The organism is Sphingomonas sp. PvP056 (genome assembly GCF_040549155.1).
Lineage (GTDB): Bacteria > Pseudomonadota > Alphaproteobacteria > Sphingomonadales > Sphingomonadaceae > Sphingomonas.
Genome location: NZ_JBEPST010000002.1, coordinates 117,393 through 131,736 on the forward strand (window position 1 = coordinate 117,393; position 14,344 = coordinate 131,736).

Genomic DNA, 14,344 nt, shown 5'->3' on the forward strand with positions numbered 1-14,344 from the left:
CGGTCTTTTCGTGCGGGCAGGACACCGCTCGCGATTGCCGAGCGACACCGCGTGCTTCGCGTTCGTTTCGTGCCAATTTCCGCTCGCTTCGACAATCGCGCGCCGAGCGCACGCTTCAGACCGTCTCCGAATTCAAAACAGGAGACGACTATGCGTGACCATGACGCTTCGAACGGTCAGGGTGCTGACTTTACCCGTCGCGGCATCCTTGCCGGAGCCGGGCTCACCGTTGGGGCCGCAGCGCTTTCGACAACGTTGCCCGAAGCCGCGCAGGCGGCAACAGGCGGTACACCGAGTTCCGGCCCCGTCGGCGATGGGTATGCGACCGCGGCCGACGGCTCGCGTCTGTACTACAAGGACTGGGGGCGGGGGCAGCCGATCTTCTTCCATCACGGCTGGCCGCTCAGCGCCGACGACTGGGATGGGCAGATGCTCTATTTCTCGTCACACGGTTACCGCGTGATCGCTATGGATCGGCGCGGCCACGGTCGTTCGACGCAGACCACGACCGGCAACGACATGGACACCTATGCGGCCGACGTCGACGCGGTCGTCAAAAAGCTTGGTCTTCGCGACGCAATCCATATCGGGCATTCGACCGGAGGCGGTGAGGTGGCGCGCTACGTCGCGCGCTTCGGGCAAGGCAAGGTCGCCAAGGCCGTGCTGGTCGCCTCGGTTCCGCCGATCATGGTCCAGACCCCATCCAACCCCGGTGGCCTGCCGCGTTCGGTGTTCGATGGCTTCCGCACGCAACTCGCCGCCAACCGCGCCGACTTCTACTGGCAGGTTCCGATCCCGTTCTACGGCTTCAACCGGCCGGGCAAGTCGGTGATAGAGGGCGTGCGGCAAAACTGGTGGCGTCAGGGCATGATGGGCGGCGCGCAGGCGCAGTACGACTGCATCAAGGCCTTCTCGGAGACTGACCAGACCGAGGATCTGAAGGCTATCAAGGTGCCGACTCTCGTCCTGCAGGGCGACGATGACCAGATCGTCCCGTTCAAGGATGCGTCCCTTCTGCAGGCCAAGCTGCTCCCGAACAATCGCCTGAAAATCTATCCAGGACTGTCGCACGGTATGCTCACCGTCAACGGCGATATTCTCAACCCCGACATTCTGGCCTTCATCAAGGGATGAGAACGTATGGCCTCGCTCCTGTCGCATACCAAACAGGTCGCCGCGATGATCGTAGAGGCGGTCAAGGCCGTCGCGGCGGTCGAGTGATGCGTCGCGCCGGTGGGTTTGCGGTGCTGGCCCTCGTCGGCGTCGGCGTCGTCTCCGCGGCAGCGTCCGCGCAGCAAGCATCGCCGCCCGTCTTCGCGCCCAAACAGGCGCCGGGCTATTATCGGTTCGAGCTTGGCGATTTCGAGGTGATCGCCTTGCTCGACGGCACGCATCCGTTCGATGCAACCGGCCTCGCGGTAGGCGCGAAACCCGGAGAAATGCAGCGGCTCCTCGACCAGGCCTATCTCAAGTCTCCGGTCGAAGGGATGATTACGGCATTCCTCGTCAAGACGACCGACAAGCTTGTGCTGATCGATACCGGTGCCGGTGACCTGTACGGACGGGACGGCGGCCTTCTCGTCGCCAACCTCAAAGCGGCTGGCTTCAGTCCGGAGCAGGTCGATGAAATATATCTGACGCATCTCCATCGCGACCATGTCGGCGGTCTGATGCGCGGTGGCCAGATGGTCTTCCCCCGCGCCATCGTCCGCGTCTCGAAGGCGGAAGCGGACTTCTGGCTCGACGATGCCAATCGCGCGAAGGTGCCGGCGATCCTCGGTCCGATGTTCGATGGTGCCGAACAGGTTCTCAAACCCTACATTGCCGCGGGACGGTTCAAGCCGTTCGAGGGCGAGGCGCCCCTCACAATCGGTATCACACCCATGGTGGCGCCGGGGCATACGCCGGGGCATCGACAGTATCTCGTGCAGAGCCGTGGGCAGACGCTGCTGGTCTGGGGCGACACGGTCCACGTGATGCCCGCGCAGATCCCGGACCCGCACATCGCCATCAAATACGACACGGACGCCGCGTCCGCGGTCGGCTCGCGCGAGACCGCGCTTGCCGCCGCCGCGGCCAAGGGATGGTGGATCGCCGGAGCGCATATTTCCTTCCCGGGCATCGGACATATCAGGCGCACTGGGCGCGATAGCTTCGAATGGGTTCCGCTGAATTACAGCCTCAACAGGATACAGCCATGATCCGTCTGGAGAACCATACGCTCCGCGCCAACGGCATTCGCCAGAACTTCATCGATGCGGGCCAGGGGGCGCCGGTCGTGCTGCTGCACGGCTTCCCCCAGACCAATTATGCCTGGCGACACCAGATCCCGGTGCTGGGCGAGCTCTACCGCCTGATCGTTCCCGATCTGCGCGGGTATGGGGAGACCGAAAAGCCGGCCTCGGGCTACGACAAGCGTACTATGGCGCGTGACATCGCGGCGCTGCTCGACACGCTGGGGATCGAGAAGGTCGCGCTCGTCGGCCATGACCGTGGGGCGCGGGTCGCCACCCGTTTTGCCAAGGATTTCCCCGACCGGGTCGATCGTCTGGTGGTGATGGACAATGTCCCGACGCGGATCGTGGCGCGCGATCTCGATGCGCGCATTGCCAAAGCCTATTGGTTCTTCCTCTTCCACCTGATCCCGGACCTTCCCGAAACGCTGATCGCGGGGAAAGAGGAGCCGTGGCTTCGCTGGTTTTTTTCGGATTGGACCTATGACCCGGCGGCGATCAGCGGGGAGGCGTTCGACACTTATGTTCGCGCGTATCGCGCGCCGGGCGCGGTCCGCGGCGCGATGGCGGATTACCGGGCCAACGCCGAGGATGTCGCGCAGGACCTCGCGGATGCAGACGTCAAGATCGCCTGTCCGACGCTGGCGCTGTGGGGGGCGAATTTCGGCGCCGTCGGCGAAATGTTCGACATGCCCAAGGTCTGGGGCGAGATGGCCGAGAACCTGCGGGCGGTGCCGATCGAGCGCTGCGGCCATCTTCCGCATGAAGAGCGTCCGGAGGTTGTAAACGCGCTGCTTCTCGAGTTTCTCCAAGGCTGGGGCGAACGGGAAAATGGGTCTTGATCCTCGTCGGGGCGAGGGACCTGCCCAATTCGCCAAGCCTTGATTTCTCGTATGATCGTTTTTCCGTTTCAAGGTAACTGGGTCGTGCCCAAAGCTATCCGCAAACCCAGACTGTCTTGGTCGGTCCTCCTTTGGCTAAGGGGGGTAATCGCGCTGATTGCCTTCACTGCGATCGTGGGAAGCGGTGTCGCCAATGCGTCCGACACGCCGGTCGAGCGCATGCGGCATGCGCGCTGGACCAGCAACGAGGGCGCTCCATCGAATATTCTGGCGATCGCGCAAACCAGCGACGGGTTCCTGTGGCTGGGATCCGCTACCGGCCTCTACCGGTTCGACGGCATCATGTTCGAGCGGATCGAACCCGCAGACCGCGATCCGGCGCGATCGCTCCAGGTGACGGCCCTGCTTGCTGCGCGTGATGGTGATCTCTGGGTCGGGTACGATTATGGCGGGGTCGCGAGATATCATCGCGGTCAGTTGCGGTCGGCGAACGATCGCAGCCCGACCGGCGCCGTTTCCACCATCGCGCAGGACGAAGACGGCGCGATCTGGGTCTACTCAACCAGCTTGCGGGGCAATTTTCTGCGATATTACGTGCGCGGAAAGTGGCATTGGCTCGAGAGTGGACGCGACATGCCGACTGCGCGGTTGCTCGATATTCTCCCAATGCCTGACCGCACTGTGCTCCTGGCGTCTTTTCCCTCAGTCTATGTGCGCGATCGCGTCGGAAAGCTCGCCCGACAACGGGGTACAACGGCGCAATCCGGTCGGCTCGAAAAAGATGCCCGCGGCGATGCCTGGATCATCGATACAGACAGCGTCCATCGTGTCGACGGCGTTGGCGCCGCCTTGCCGCTGCCGCCGATCAAACAAAGTTGGGTCGGACTGAAAATCCTGATGGATCGCGGCGGGGACCTGTGGGTTACCCGGCAGGACAGTGGACTGATCCGGGTCAAGGCGGCGTCGCTGCGCGCGTTGACGGCCGGCAGGGCGGAAGGAATCCGGTTCGACACGCTCCAGGGCATCACCTCGGGCGTCCCGCTATCGCTGTATCAAGACCGCGAAGGTAACATCTGGGTCGGAGGCGAGCGCAGCCTGGACCGTCTCTCCGAACCCGACATCAATCTCTATACCAAAGCCCCGCAAACGATCACGACGTTCGTGCCGACGCGACCGGGCGGGCCTTTGTACTTTGGCACCTCTACCGGTATTTTTATGCTTCAGCCGGACGGTAGGGATCCCGAGCTGGCGCTGACCTTTCCGGGACAGATCACGGATTTCTGTGCGGCACGTGAAGGAAACGTCCTGGTCCTGACGAGCCGCGGCATTTTCGAAAAGGTCGGCAAGACGGTCACGCGCACCGACATCCGCCGCCCGGACGATGCAGCCCCGGTTGCCTGCGCGAGCGATGGCGCTGGCGGTTGGTGGATAAGCGCGCTCGACCTCTACCATCTGCACGGCACGAAGATCGACAAGGTTTCCGGGCCGCTAACGGCGTTGGGGCACGCGATGATGATGCGATCGCCCGCGCCGGGCGACCTTTTGTCCTATCGGGCGCTTAATGGACTGCGGTTATGGCACGCCGGTCGCGTGACCACGCTGTGGCAGGGCCGCGGTATTCCGATCGGCTTCATGAAGACCCTCGTCCGCGACGGACATCGCTGGCTGATCGGCGGCGAGCACGGGATCGCGCTGTTCGACGGTCGAACGTTTCGCGTGATCGACGACCGATCGCATCCCTTTTTCGCGAACGTCACGGGGATCCAGCCGCTCGCCGACGGAACGACCTGGGTGATCTCGGCAAAGGGCATTGCGCGGATCAGCACGTCCGAGCTGATGGCGACGTTCGACACGCCGAGCCGGAAGCTGTCCGCCTTCTCCATCGGGGAGGATCTCGGACTGCACGCCGCTGCGACCGGCTACGATCGAAACGACATCACGCTCGATTCCGCCGGAAAGCTGTGGTTCGTGACGAACCAGGGTTTGGCATGGGTCGATCCGCGACGGCTCGTGCGCAACGACCTTCCGCCGCCCGTTGCGATCCGATCGTTTACGGCAGACGAGCGCGTCGTGGACGTCTCGGGCGCGACCGTCCGCCTTCCTGCCGGGACGGGCCGCCTGTCGATCGCATTCACGGCGTTGAGCCTCACCAACCCCCGCGCCAACCACTTCCAGTACAGGTTGATCGGGTTGGACCGGCGATGGTCCAACGCGGATCTGCAGCGGGTCGCCTACTACAGCAACCTCCGCCCGGGGCATTACACGTTCGAGGTTGTCGCGGCTAATGGCGACGGGGTGTGGAACCGGAGGGGCGCCGCGATCTCCTTTGATATCGCGCCGTTCTTCTATGAGACCTGGTGGTTTACGATCGTCGTCATCCTCGCGGTCGTGGCCATCGCGCTCGCTTTGCTGCGGTGGCGGACCCGCAGTATTGCGGAACGTGTTCGCAATCGGGTCGAGGCGCGGGTCGAGGAGCGCGAACGGATCGCGCGCGAACTGCATGACACCCTCCTTCAAGGCGTCCAGGGTCTCATCCTCCGTTTTCAGGCGGTCGCCGAAGTGATCCCAAGCAACACCCGTGCTCGTGCGATGATCGAACAGGTGCTCGAGCGGGGCGACGATGTCATGATCGAGAGTCGCGAACGGGTGAGAGATCTTCGCGCCGCTCAGCCGGGTGACATCGAGCAGCGCATCGCGGCACTCGGCTATGATAGCGTGGACCTGCGTGTTCGCGGCGGCACCAGACCCGTTTGCGCGCCCGTCGTCGATGAACTCGTGGCGATCGTCGGTCAGGCCTTGTCCAATGTCGAACGCCATGCGCGGGCCGGGAACGTCGTTGTCGAGTTAGATCACGGTGCCCTCGCGCTCGACATTTTCGTTCGCGACGATGGGATCGGTATCGCTCCCACGATCATCGCGGCGGGCGGCCGCGACGGTCACTTCGGTCTGCTCGGGATGCGGGAGCGCGCAGAGCAGCTCGGTGGGCGCCTTCTTATCGAGAGCCGACCGGAAGGGGGGACGACGATCCATGTGCGGGTTCCGGCGCGCATCGCCTATCGGGCGCGATCGCTATGGCCTTGGGCGAGGCGGGCCAAAGCCATTTTGTAGAAATGAAACATCCTTTGCATCGGTGCGATGCAAACCTCCTGGCGCGCGTATCGCACGCCGCGAAGGGCGTTTAGCGTCGCGCCAAAGGAGATGCGCATGCGACTGCCCCCTATTGCTCCCGACCAGGTCACCCCCGAGCAACTGCCCCTGTTCGACGCAATGACCGCGGGTGTCGCGTCGAAATATGATGCCTTCGTCACCCGCCGCGACGACGGCGCGTTGCTCGGCCCATGGAATGCATGGCTTCACGATCCAGAGCTTGGCGAGGCCTTCTGGAGCGTGACGCAAGCCATGACGAAGGCCCGGCGCATTCCCGACGGTCCTCGCCAGATTGCGATCCTGGTGACCGGCGCGCATTTCGGCGCCGCCTATGAAACCTACGCACACGGTGCGGTCGCGGCGCGCAAGCACGGCATGTCCGAGCGGCGGTTGGCGACGCTTGCGGCGGGGGAACGTCCGGAAGATCTCGACGATGCCGAAGCAGTCGCGCATGACGTCGCGAAGGCGTTGTTGCGGGGCGGCGTACTGCCCGATCCGCTCTATGCGTTGGCCGTGTCGCGCTTCGGGCAGGCCGGGGCGAATGAGCTCATCTATCTGGTCGGCCATTATTGCTTCGTATCGATGACGCTCAACGGTTTCGCCGTCCCGGTTCCACGGGCCGACGTTAGTGTTTCCTCGGGCTGAGCGCGGGTAGCGCGCTTGCATCGCGCCACGGAGGATCGGCGTCACGGCAAAGCGAGGACACCCGATCGGGTGGTGTCGGACAACGCTTTGGGGGGCTGCTCCATCCGCCACGACCGGTAAAATGGATGCATGATATTTCAGCCGCTCATCCGTGGGTTTACGTGGCACACGCCAGGTCGACGCGCGCAGCGCGGTCCGGAGAAGGGATCGGCACTCGCTGCGGTGCTGGCAGCCTTCATATTCTGGTTCGATGCGTTCACGACGGATGATCTGGCCGTCGCCAGTCTCTATGTGCTGGTATTACTGATCGGATCGAGCGTCATCGGACCGGCGCGCAGGACCGCGATCCTTGCGTGGGCGACGATTTGCGTAGCCCTGGCGATGCTCGGTTACTGTATCTTCGAGAGCTATGGCGCGCCGCCGCTTGCGTTGGCGCACCTCGGGATCAGCTTGACGGTCCTGCTCGTCACGACGTTCCTGCTGCTGCGCAATCAGTCGATAAATTCTTCGAAGGAGCGCAGCGACCGACGCTTTCGGATCGTCTTCGATACATTGGCGATTGCGATCTGGGAGCATGATTTCACGCCGATCGTCGCCGAATTGACGCGCTTGCGGGAAAGCGGCGTGACCGACATTCGGCGGTATGTCGCCGAGCATCCCAAGTTCGTGGTCCAGATGCGGCGGTCGGTTCGGATCACGGATGTCAACGCAACCGCGCTGACGATGATGGGCGTGACCAGCAAGCAGGACTTCTTCAGCCATTTGAGCGGTTTTTTGCCCGAAACCGACGATAGCTTCGCCGAATGCATCGTCGCGATCGACGAACGGCGCGCACTGTTTCAGACAGAGGCGATCGTGCTGCCGCTGAACGGTGCGCCGCGGCAGGTCATCGTTGCATTCGGTCTCGGCCCGGATGCGTCGTTAGACCGGGTCCCAGGCTCAATTCTCGACGTCTCCCACCGCCGCGCGCTCGAGATCCAGATCTTGCGAACCCGCGAGGAACTTGCGGATTCCCATCGAACAAGTGCCGTCGCAGCAATGTCTGCGTCGATCGCGCACGAACTCAATCAGCCGATGTCCGCGATCCAGAGTTATGCCGACGCGGCCAGCCGGTGGCTCACCAGAAGCCCGGCGAACCTCAACGAGGCGCGCGACGCGCTGGCGGGACTCACCCTCGGCGTTCAGCACGCTCGAATGGTGATGCAACGTGTGCGTGCGCTCGTCGGGGAATCGCGTATCGAGCTCTGCGAAATCGAGCTCGAGGGTCTGATAGCAACCACCGTTGCGCTTATGCGACGAGAGGCCGCCGAGCATGGTGCTCGGATCCTGATCATCCCGGCGACCGAGGAGACGCTGACGGTCAACGGCGATCGGATTCTCCTGAAACAGGTCCTCATCAACCTGATCACGAATGCCATCCAAGCGATGGTGAATACGCCGCCCGATCGCAGGATCGTGACGCTCACGCTCGATCAGAAGGATGACCAGGCTGTTGTGACGGTCGCGGATGCAGGGCCAGGCTGGGATCCGGCAGAAGCCGGCAAGGTCTTTGGCAGTTTTTTCACGACAAAGCGGACGGGAATGGGCCTCGGACTCTCTATCGCAAAAATGGTCGTCGACCGGCATGACGGCTCCATTTCGCGCCGCAACGGCACGGGCGGTGGCGCCATCGCGGAAGTGACCCTTCCGCTAATCGCCCTCAGCGCGATCGGGGGTGCCGATGGCCATTCGGACGGCGCCCAGCAACGCTTGGCCGTCTAGTGGCTTCTCGAGCAGTTCCACGACCACACCGGCATTTTTGGCATTGGCGGCGCGCGCTTCCGGATAGGCGGTGATAAGGATGATCGGGGGTGCTATCGATTGTTTGTGCAGCAGGTTCGCCAATTCGACGCCGGACATGCCAGACATCTGAATGTCGCTCACAACGCAATCATAGGCGAACCCGGTGTGGCTCAGATACTCTTCGGCGGAACCGAAGGCGTGGCAATCATAACCGAACGATCGCAGCAAGCTTGTTGTCGCCGAACGGACGAGCGGATCATCATCGACAACAGCAATGAGGCGATTGCCCAAAACGCCGCTCCCCCGGAAAAAGGATACCATCCGACAGCGGTTACGGGAACGTGCGGGCGTTAGCGATCCCCAACGAAGGTTTAGGATCGGTCGTAGTTCACCGGGGCCTTAATCAGATCGGAAAGCCGTAATAGATCGGGAACCCGTTTCACGCCCATTTTCCGCATCAAGCTCAATCGATGAAGTTTCACGGTCATTTCCGCAATACCAAGCTCGCCGGCGATCTGCTTGTTGAGAAGGCCTCTTACGACGCCGTCCATAACCTCGCGTTCGCGCGGCGTGAGGGTTTCGTAGCGGGTCTTTGCTTCGGCATTCCCGCGGCTCGCTTCGCGGTGCAGGCGAGCCCGCTCGATTGCCGCGCCGACAGCGTCGAGCATATCTTGATCTCGAAACGGCTTGCTTAAGAAGTCGATCGCGCCGGCCTTCATGGCGCGAACACTCATCGGGATGTCCCCATGCCCGGTCATGAAGATCACCGGTATCTCGGCCCCGCGGCCATTCAACGCGGTCTGAAATTCGAAGCCGCCAATCTCCGGCATTCGCACGTCGGTGACGACGCACGAGACCATGTCGGGGAGTGTGTCGGCGAGCGCCTCCCGACCGCTTGCGTAGAGCCGGGTTGCAAACCCAACCGACCGAAAGAGGCTGTCGAGCGCGGTTCGCACCAGCAGATCGTCATCGACAATGATGACCATCGCGCTCGGTTCGAGGGCTGGTGGTGTAGTCATGTCTTGAGGTTCGGTTCGCGCAAAATCGGTGCCGTCCATACAATCTCCCGAGGGAGCCTAGTCTTTATGAAGTCGGTGGAAGGTCGCGCTGCCCGCGATCCTTGGAGACCTTAACGATGCCCTACGTAACTGCCAAGGACGGCACGGAAATCTATTACAAGGATTGGGGGACCGGCCCGGCGGTATTTTTCAGTCACGGCTGGCCACTGAGTGCTGACATGTGGGAGCAGCAGATGATGTTCTTCGGCATGAACGGCTACCGTGTGATCGCGCATGACCGCCGCGGGTTCGGTCGTTCGAGCCAGCCGTGGGACGGCTACGACTATGATACCTTTGCCGACGATATCGCCTTGGTCCTGGACGCCGCCGGCGTCGAGGACGTGACGCTTGTCGGTTTCTCGATGGGCGGCGGCGACGTCGCGCGCTACATCTCGAAGTATAAGGGCGTGCGGGTAGCGAAGGCTTGCTTGACCTCTGCGGTGACCCCGTACTTTATCCAGGCGGACGACAACCCCGAAGGCGCGCCGGCGGAGATTTTCGACGGGATCAGACAGGGCCTGCTCGCCGATCGTCCGCAGTTTCTCGATGATTTCAACGCGCTGTTCTATGGCACCAATCAGAATCCGGGTGCCGTTTCCCAAGGCGTATTCAAGCAGACGCTGCAGATCGCGTTGATGGGCGGCATCAAGGGCACGTATGACTGCGTCGGTGCATTCTCGGAAAGCGATTTTCGACCGGACATGGCGGCCTTCACCATGCCGACGCTGATCGTCCACGGCGCGGCCGACCAGGTCGTGCCGATCGCGCCCACCGGCGCGGCCGCGCACAGGCTGATCCCCCACTCGCAATTCCTTGTCTACGAAGGCGCTCCACATGCGCTGACCTTTACCCACAAGGATCGGTACAACGCCGATCTGCTCGCCTTCCTGCGGAGCTAGGACGCCTCGCCCCCGGCTGCAGGGCAGTTCCTCCCCCGCTGCCCCGCTCCGCAAGGGCCCCAGGGTCGCGATCCCATGGATCGGGACCCTGGTGTGCGTTCGCATCATTTGCTGGCGGGTAACGGTTTGGGAAAACGTGGCAGCAGGCGACGACGCGATCGTCGGGATAGGGGCGTATCTGGCCGCACCATGGCCGCCGCCGGGGTGGCGGTCCGCTCCGAGCCGCGAGAGGTGCAGCGGTGGGGCTTGGCTCGGCGTTTTTGGCCGGGTGTGGCGCCCTCACGGGACTGAGAAAGTCTCGGTTCCAGGCGTCGCTGCGAAGACGTCATGTACGTCCAAGACGCGCACACGCCATCCGTGACCTAAACGTTGTCCCATGGGGGGCTGTCGTTGGGGGGAGAGTAAGACATGAGGGGTACGGGCCGCGCAGGAGGAGCCTCGGATGTCGAATGATCGGCATGTGCCCGTTGATTCGATCCTGCCGATCGGTCGATGCTGCGGCACCGCACTCGATGTCGTTGCCGGTGAACTTTCGACGATTGCGGCGGATCTGGCGATCGTCGGCATCTGTTCGCGCACGCCAGCCGGCGCTGAGCTTGCAGCCGCAGTCGAGGGTCTCGACCATGCGATGCACGGCGCGATCGCACGGTTGCGTGCGGACGGAATCTTCGCTGGAAAGTGGGGCGAGACGCTATTCCTCTCGTCACCACCCGCCCCGATCAAAGCAAAGGGCGTGCTGCTTCTCGGCCTCGGCCCGACAGGGAGAAGCGTCGCGTCGCATACCCGCCGAGCGCTGCGTTCGGCGGCGAACCAAGCGGTTCGCCTAAGCGGTGGGCACGCAGCTTTTGCACCCGCGCGTCTGGTGACCAGCGGCACACGATTCGAAGCCGCTCCGAGCACCCGTGCGATCCTGCGTGGCATCATCGATGTCTTGAGCGCGCAACCGGGAAGGCTCGAGCGCTGGTCATTTGTCGCACCGCCTGCAGAGGCCGCCGTTCTGGCAGACGAATTCCGCATGGCGTTCGCTCTGGTTTGGGAACAATAGCTATTCGCCCGTTTTCGCCGGGGAGATGGAAAGCGCGTAACATGACCAAGCCCGATCGCATTCGAATCATGGTCGTCGACGATCATCCGCTCCTGCGCGAAGGCGTATGCGCCGTCATCGAAACCCAGGGCGACCTCGAACTCGTGGCGGAAGCCGAGACGGGCGAACAAGCCATCGAGCTCTATCAAATCCATCAGCCCGATATCGTCCTGATGGATCTGCAAATGCCCGGGATGGGCGGCGTCGCCGCGATCGAAACGCTGCGGAGCGTGCACCCGTCGTCACGGATCATCGTGCTCACCACCTATTCCGGCGACGCGCAGGCGATGCGCGCCTTGCGGGCAGGAGCGGTTGGATATTTGTTGAAAAGCAGCATGCGAAAGGAGCTGTTGGAGACAATCCGCTCCGTGCACGGCGGCGCCAAACACCTTTCATCCGCAATCGCGACCGAAATCGCCCTGCATCTGGCCGAAGACGTCTTGTCCGGACGCGAGTCGCAAGTCTTGACGCTCGCTGCGGCAGGCAACTCCAACAGGCAGATCGCGGCCAAGCTCGGCCTCGCTGAAGACACGATCAAAGGGTATCTGAAAATCATCTATTCCAAGCTCGGCGCTGCCGACCGAACGCACGCAGTGACCATCGCAGCACGGCGCGGCGTCATCGACCTCTGAGGCTGCGCGGAGCGGACCAGCCACCCCCTAGAACTTTTGGTTGGGGTGCGCAGGCCTTTGATGGGGTGCGGACGCTACCCCTGTTCGATTCAATTCGGGGGCAACCCGCTCGATAGTGATCCTGCCATCCACGGCTGGGGGACCACGCTATGCTGCTCAATGTAATCGAAAAGGCCGCCGCTTCGAGGCAGGCGCTTCCGCCCTATCTCCTTGATCTGCTCGGACAGGCGCGCCGATCCATCGAGGTCGATCCCTCTTTCACGCGCCGCTGTCTTGACGAGGCCTCGACGCTTTTGGGCAACGCCGACACGCTCGAGCGCTCCCCGGTCGAGAGTGCGCCGGCACCGGCCAACGCGACGAAGGGCGGCCTAGCACCCTGGCAACTGAAGCGCGTGCGCGCCTATGTCGAGGAAGAACTCGACGGCACCATCCTGATCGACGATCTCGCAGTCGTTGCCGAACTGAGCCCCGGCCACTTCTGTCGTGCCTTCAAGACCAGCACCGGCGAGACGCCGCACGGCTACATTGTGCGGCAACGCATCCTTCGCGCGCAACGGCTCATGCTCGAAACGAACGACACGCTCAGCCACATTGCGTGCGCATGCGGCATGACCGACCAGGCGCATCTCACACGCCTCTTCCGCCGCGTCTTGAATGAAACGCCGCTCGCATGGCGGCGCAACTGGCGCACCGCCTGAAGCAACCGGGGCGGGGAGCCAGCCGCGACCCAACCGTTTAACCTGAGCGGTGCGCCGCAGGAGCCGTGCCATGACAACCTTGACGCAAGCAGAACACACGGCGATTGTGCCAACGCCAGCCGGGATCAGCGGCGGCATGAAGTTTGCGATGGCGATCGCCGCGGGCGTCGCGGTCGCGAATATCTATTACAACCAGCCGATGCTCGGCGTGATGGAACGTGACCTTCCCGGACGTGCGACCGGCCTGATTCCGACCGCGACCCAGTTCGGGTACGCAGCAGGACTGTTCCTGCTCGTGCCACTCGGCGACCTGGTCGAGCGCAAGCGGATGATCGTAATCCAGTTCGCAGTGCTCGCCGTGGCGCTCGTCGCGGCAGCGCTGGCGCCCAGCGTCTGGCTGGTCTTGCTGGCGTCTCTCTTGCTCGGTGTCGCGGCGACCGTCGCGCAGCAGATCGTGCCATTTGCGGCCCATTTGTCTTCGCCCGAGAAGCGCGGGGCCACAGTTGGGACCGTGATGTCAGGGGTCCTGTGTGGCATATTGCTCAGCCGGACGCTTGCTGGACTCGTCGCCACCCATGCTGGCTGGCGCGAGATGTTCTGGCTCGGCGTACCCATGGCGCTCGGTGCCGGGGCCCTCATGCTGGTCACGCTACCGGTCAGCCGACCCGACAGCCGCATGACCTATCGAGGCCTGCTCGTCTCGCTGGGGCATCTTTGGATGGAATTCGCCGATCTGCGAATTGCGGCCGTGACCCAGGCCCTGTTGTTCGGCGCCTTCACTGCCTTTTGGACGATCCTCGCCTTGCATCTTCAGGAACCGCGCTTTGGTCTTGGAGCCGATGTCGCCGGCTTGTTTGGCGTCGTCGGCGCGGTCGGTATTCTGGCGGCGCCCATCGCCGGTCGCTTTGCGGACAAGCGCGGCCCGCACGGCGTGATTGCGTTCGGCGCGTTGCTGACCTTGGTTTCGTGGGCGATCTTCGGTCTCTGGTCGAGCTTGCCTGGCCTTGTCGTAGGGGTGATCGTTCTCGACTTCGCGGTCCAGAGTGCCCTCGTTTCCAACCAGCATGTCGTATACGCGCTTCGCCCGGAAGCACGCGCGCGGTTGAACACGATTTTCATGGGAGCGATGTTCCTCGGGGGTGCCGCCGGTTCGGCAGCGGCCACTGCTGTCTGGGGTTTCGGGGGATGGCAAGCAGTGTCGCTACTCGGTGTCGTCCTGTCGCTGCTGGCCGTAGCATTGCAGGCGCGAAGCCTGCTCCATCGGCGCTGACGCGGTGCAGATCGCTGTTGCAGGAGGGCACGTGGGCGGACTGATCGCGGCGT

13 protein-coding genes are annotated in these 14,344 nt (G+C 63.2%); 11 read left to right on the plus strand and 2 right to left on the minus strand.

Annotation, left to right across the window (positions count from 1 at the left end):
* Positions 1 to 150 precede the first annotated feature (150 nt).
* The 6 genes from ABIC17_RS04740 to ABIC17_RS04765 all read left to right on the plus strand — a co-directional run bounded on the left by ABIC17_RS04740 (position 151) and on the right by ABIC17_RS04765 (position 8,629).
* The gene (locus ABIC17_RS04740; protein ID WP_354279654.1) at positions 151 to 1,134 is read left to right on the plus strand and encodes an alpha/beta fold hydrolase; all 984 of its coding nucleotides are present in this window, start codon (positions 151 to 153) and stop codon (positions 1,132 to 1,134) included.
* Between the two features lie 86 nt (positions 1,135 to 1,220).
* Positions 1,221 to 2,201 carry an MBL fold metallo-hydrolase gene (locus ABIC17_RS04745; protein WP_354279656.1) on the plus strand — a complete coding sequence of 327 codons (981 nt, stop codon included), beginning with the start codon at positions 1,221 to 1,223 and terminating at the stop codon, positions 2,199 to 2,201.
* Positions 2,198 to 3,076, plus strand: coding sequence for an alpha/beta fold hydrolase (locus tag ABIC17_RS04750; protein WP_354279658.1), 879 nt, complete (start codon positions 2,198 to 2,200; stop codon positions 3,074 to 3,076). Before ABIC17_RS04745 ends, ABIC17_RS04750 begins: the two co-directional genes overlap by 4 nt.
* Before the next feature lie 174 nt (positions 3,077 to 3,250).
* The gene (locus ABIC17_RS04755; protein ID WP_354279659.1) at positions 3,251 to 6,184 is read left to right on the plus strand and encodes a sensor histidine kinase; all 2,934 of its coding nucleotides are present in this window, start codon (positions 3,251 to 3,253) and stop codon (positions 6,182 to 6,184) included.
* A gap of 96 nt (positions 6,185 to 6,280) precedes the next feature.
* Complete coding sequence (locus tag ABIC17_RS04760; protein WP_354279661.1) at positions 6,281 to 6,868, plus strand: carboxymuconolactone decarboxylase family protein; 588 nt, start codon at positions 6,281 to 6,283, stop codon at positions 6,866 to 6,868.
* 222 nt (positions 6,869 to 7,090) lie between these two features.
* A complete protein-coding gene (locus ABIC17_RS04765) occupies positions 7,091 to 8,629 on the plus strand; it encodes a sensor histidine kinase (RefSeq protein ID WP_354279663.1) in 1,539 nt (512 codons plus the stop codon).
* Here ABIC17_RS04765 and ABIC17_RS04770 read toward each other — a convergent pair.
* Positions 8,558 to 8,971 carry a response regulator transcription factor gene (locus ABIC17_RS04770; RefSeq protein ID WP_354279664.1) on the minus strand — a complete coding sequence of 138 codons (414 nt, stop codon included), beginning with the start codon at positions 8,969 to 8,971 and terminating at the stop codon, positions 8,558 to 8,560. The two genes, ABIC17_RS04765 and ABIC17_RS04770, sit on opposite strands and share 72 nt — an antisense overlap.
* Positions 8,972 to 9,021: 50 nt before the next feature.
* A complete protein-coding gene (locus ABIC17_RS04775) occupies positions 9,022 to 9,708 on the minus strand; it encodes a response regulator transcription factor (protein ID WP_354279666.1) in 687 nt (228 codons plus the stop codon).
* A 77-nt stretch (positions 9,709 to 9,785) separates the two neighbouring features.
* Here ABIC17_RS04775 and ABIC17_RS04780 point away from each other — a divergent pair, with 77 nt between their 5' ends.
* The 5 genes from ABIC17_RS04780 to ABIC17_RS04800 all read left to right on the plus strand — a co-directional run bounded on the left by ABIC17_RS04780 (position 9,786) and on the right by ABIC17_RS04800 (position 14,291).
* Positions 9,786 to 10,607 carry an alpha/beta fold hydrolase gene (locus ABIC17_RS04780; protein WP_354279668.1) on the plus strand — a complete coding sequence of 274 codons (822 nt, stop codon included), beginning with the start codon at positions 9,786 to 9,788 and terminating at the stop codon, positions 10,605 to 10,607.
* Between the two features lie 442 nt (positions 10,608 to 11,049).
* A complete protein-coding gene (locus ABIC17_RS04785) occupies positions 11,050 to 11,652 on the plus strand; it encodes a M17 family peptidase N-terminal domain-containing protein (protein WP_354279670.1) in 603 nt (200 codons plus the stop codon).
* Between the two features lie 41 nt (positions 11,653 to 11,693).
* Positions 11,694 to 12,323, plus strand: coding sequence for a response regulator (locus tag ABIC17_RS04790; RefSeq protein ID WP_354279671.1), 630 nt, complete (start codon positions 11,694 to 11,696; stop codon positions 12,321 to 12,323).
* 149 nt (positions 12,324 to 12,472) lie between these two features.
* A complete protein-coding gene (locus ABIC17_RS04795; protein ID WP_354279673.1) occupies positions 12,473 to 13,021 on the plus strand; it encodes a helix-turn-helix domain-containing protein in 549 nt (182 codons plus the stop codon).
* 70 nt (positions 13,022 to 13,091) lie between these two features.
* A complete protein-coding gene (locus ABIC17_RS04800) occupies positions 13,092 to 14,291 on the plus strand; it encodes an MFS transporter (RefSeq protein WP_502958410.1) in 1,200 nt (399 codons plus the stop codon).
* Positions 14,292 to 14,344 lie beyond the last annotated feature (53 nt).

Excerpts from the sequence above, each read along its gene's own strand:
- ABIC17_RS04740 (WP_354279654.1), top strand. The coding sequence starts at position 151 with ATGCGTGACCATGACGCTTCGAACGGTCAGGGTGCTGACTTTACCCGT.
- ABIC17_RS04795 (WP_354279673.1), top strand. The coding sequence starts at position 12,473 with ATGCTGCTCAATGTAATCGAAAAGGCCGCCGCTTCGAGGCAGGCGCTT.
- ABIC17_RS04800 (WP_502958410.1), top strand. The coding sequence starts at position 13,092 with ATGACAACCTTGACGCAAGCAGAACACACGGCGATTGTGCCAACGCCA.
- ABIC17_RS04785 (WP_354279670.1), top strand. The coding sequence starts at position 11,050 with ATGTCGAATGATCGGCATGTGCCCGTTGATTCGATCCTGCCGATCGGT.
- ABIC17_RS04750 (WP_354279658.1), top strand. The coding sequence starts at position 2,198 with ATGATCCGTCTGGAGAACCATACGCTCCGCGCCAACGGCATTCGCCAG.
- ABIC17_RS04745 (WP_354279656.1), top strand. The coding sequence starts at position 1,221 with ATGCGTCGCGCCGGTGGGTTTGCGGTGCTGGCCCTCGTCGGCGTCGGC.
- ABIC17_RS04790 (WP_354279671.1), top strand. The coding sequence starts at position 11,694 with ATGACCAAGCCCGATCGCATTCGAATCATGGTCGTCGACGATCATCCG.
- ABIC17_RS04760 (WP_354279661.1), top strand. The coding sequence starts at position 6,281 with ATGCGACTGCCCCCTATTGCTCCCGACCAGGTCACCCCCGAGCAACTG.
- ABIC17_RS04775 (WP_354279666.1), bottom strand. The coding sequence starts at position 9,708 with ATGGACGGCACCGATTTTGCGCGAACCGAACCTCAAGACATGACTACA.
- ABIC17_RS04780 (WP_354279668.1), top strand. The coding sequence starts at position 9,786 with ATGCCCTACGTAACTGCCAAGGACGGCACGGAAATCTATTACAAGGAT.
- ABIC17_RS04770 (WP_354279664.1), bottom strand. The coding sequence starts at position 8,971 with ATGGTATCCTTTTTCCGGGGGAGCGGCGTTTTGGGCAATCGCCTCATT.